2 protein-coding genes are annotated in these 3,107 nt (G+C 34.4%); one reads left to right on the forward strand and one right to left on the reverse strand.

Annotated elements, in window-relative coordinates:
* Position 1 precedes the first annotated feature (1 nt).
* Positions 2–1,597 carry a helix-turn-helix transcriptional regulator gene (locus ACGLXV_RS22250; RefSeq protein ID WP_391560342.1) on the reverse strand — a complete coding sequence of 532 codons (1,596 nt, stop codon included), beginning with the start codon at positions 1,595–1,597 and terminating at the stop codon, positions 2–4.
* Positions 1,598–1,785: 188 nt separating this feature from the next.
* Here ACGLXV_RS22250 and ACGLXV_RS22255 point away from each other — a divergent pair.
* Positions 1,786–3,107 (forward strand): MFS transporter (locus ACGLXV_RS22255; protein ID WP_391560343.1); only part of this gene is annotated, 1,322 nt, incomplete at its 3' end.

The following is a 3,107-nucleotide window of genomic DNA, read 5'->3' on the forward strand; positions in this document are numbered from 1 at the left end:
ATTAAACATATTCGCCTTTTGCATATTGTTTTTTGTATTGCATTGGTGTAAGACCGGTGATTTTTTTAAATGTTTTTGAGAAATGTTTCACTTCAAAAAATCCTACATTGATTCCGATATTAGATACAAGCTCGTTACTTGATTCAATCAGCTCCTTTGCTTTTTGAATACGATATGTAATTAAATATTTTCTGGGGGCAATCCCCATTTCTTTCGTGAATATTTGACTAAAATAGGAGAGATTCAATTTTAGATGTTCTGCAATCATATTTATCGTAATGTCTTCGGTGTAATGATCGTGAATAAAATCTATTGCTTGAAGAACCAGCGGATTTTTAATCATATATCGATTTGAAATTTCCCCTCGTAACAGATGGATAGACTCAATGAGGTTTGTATATTTTTGTTCAATGGATGAATAGACTAACTCTTGCGGTGAATTGTTTTCGATTAGGCGATTTTTATATAAATTTCCGAATCTTTCAAGTAATGCTGCGGATATCGTGGTATGACAATAATAGTAGATATTATAGCTACAACTAGGTTTAATCATGTTCAAAAAGAGATCTTCTAGCAATAATTCTAATCTTGGATCGGTTATATTATGGTCAATCAGTTCTTTTATTTGGTTTAAATAATCGTCTATTTTCATGTGGTCAACTTTTTTCCTAGAAGTTTCAATGAGTTCAGGCGTCAGAAACTCTGCTTCACTGCAAAAGAAGTTGTAAATTCTTAATCGGTGGTACGATTCATAGGCGAGTCTAATATCTTCAATCATTTTAATGAAAGAACTACGATAACGAAACGCTGTTTTACAGTTTAAGACAGCATTTAATTTTTTCATTAATTCTCCCTGTTTTTGAATACGAGTGGCTTCACTATTAGAAGGTATGTCATTAATGATCAAACAGAGATGTATCGGTGTAATATAAAAGACTTCTCCACCATTATAACTATCCAGGACGGTCTGACATTCTTCACAAAGTTTTTCTCCTACGTAGTAATAGATGTTTTTGTTTAAATCATGGTCAACATACTCTATCTCCGCTAAATTCCACAAACATAAAAAGAAGCCACTATCATTTAGTTGTAGAGAAGCTTGTTTTTTATAAAATAAAAATTCCTGTTTCGTCACTCCACGCAAAATATCATTCATATATTCTGTTTTTTCCAACTTTTTCAAACGAGAGCTCATGATGGAATTCGTTCTTGAGTTTTCTCCGATATAACTAAAGTAACAATTATAATCTTTTTCAAGAGCAGTGGTAAAAAAGTTTTTAAGTCTTTCAAGTAAGTCCAAATCCTGATAGGTAGTAGTAAAATAGGTTATTTCATTATCTGAGATTGTTTCAAATGCAAAAAGAAGGGGGGATATATTTGCCTCTGCCAAATCAGCAAAAAAGTTTTGAGCATGATATATGGGCGTTTTAAGTTGGAACATGACTATATCGGCTTTCAATTCAATCATTTTATCGATAAGTTTTTCGTAGGAACAAGAATTGTAAACGATTTCAAAATTATCGCTGTGAAATGGAGCAGATTCATTTAATAATTCTTGTATCTTTTCTTCCGTATATAAAACCATTTTTTTTGCCATGGTAATACACCTCCCTAATCGTACTGAATCTCTTATTAATACCATTATAATGTTGTCTTTTAAATTCAGCAAATTCTGAAAAGTAGAAAAAACAACACTTATTTCTAAAAAAAACACGATTTTTATGAAAGCGCATTCATTATAATTCAAAATAAGAAAGCTGCTTCAAACAAAAAAGGGGGGTAACGATGGAACAAAACGTAACAGTTTATAAACCGGAGGAAACATTAGTAGATTCAAAGGGGTATATTAAAACAAGTCCTAAACCAGGTTTTTACAAGTTAGATAGAAAAGAAATTATGGGGTATTCCTTAGTCGATTTTGCAATGAACCTAGTATTTCAGGCAGTACTTATGTTTATTACTTTTTACTACACAGATGTTTATGGACTTACAGCTGTCGAAGTATCATTAATGTTCCTATTATCAAGATTTTGGGATATGATCAACGATCCTATGATGGGGGCAATAACGGAGCGGTTGAAACCTAAAAAAGGTAAATATAGACCTTATATATTATGGGGCGCTATCCCGTTTGCTTTAATGGCGATTTTAACTTATACCGTTCCAGATATGGGTCATGCAGGTAAGCTAGTGTGGGCCTATGTAACGTATAACTTACTTAATATGTTATTCACATTCATTATCCAGCCATACATTTCATTAACAACGGTTATGACAGCAGATCCACAAGAAAGAACCAAATTGAACTCAATCCGCATGATGTTCGCGCAGGGTGGCGGAGTGGTGGTTGCATTGTTCATTCCGATTTTATCCGCTTATTTTGGGAAAGAGGACCAGGCTACAGGATATCAAATAACCGTTATTCTCTTATCGATTATAACTGCAGCGATATTAATCTACAGTTATACAACCATTAAAGAACGGATTGAATCAACTTCACATCTTGATCCTGTCAAGGTAAAAGACATCTTCATTCAGTTAACGACCAATCGTCCAAGCATTATTTTGTTTCTTTTATTCCTGGGAGTCTATGGATTTAATACGGTTGCTTCAGCCTCAGGTATTTATTATATGACCTATAACGCAGAACGCACCGATCTCATTGGGTTATTTTCATTATTAAATGTATTGCCTTCGGTAATTGCTGTTCCATTTGTGCCATTGCTTGTTCGAAAAATAAAAAAGAAAAATACCGTTGCTTTAGGGTTGACGATTGCAGCACTTGGTTCATTAGCACTTTACTTTATCCCTGCATCAGCCATTACTCTGATGATGGTTGCAAAGGGAGTCGCGTCCTTTGGATACGGAATTTTAATGGGGATTTTATGGTCCATTATTCCTGATGCGGTTGAATATGCAGAATATAACACAGGTAAACGCTATCCAGCGATTGTATACACGACGATTGGTCTTGGTTTAAAAGCATCGATGACCATTGGTGGTGTTATTCCGACTTGGGTATTAGCAAGTGTAGGGTATGTACCGAACGTTGCACAATCTGCAGATGCGCTAGGTGGGATTCTATTCCTTGTTTCGGGATTACCAGC

This window comes from Robertmurraya sp., from assembly GCF_036676585.1.
In the GTDB taxonomy this organism is placed as follows: domain Bacteria; phylum Bacillota; class Bacilli; order Bacillales; family Cytobacillaceae; genus Robertmurraya_A.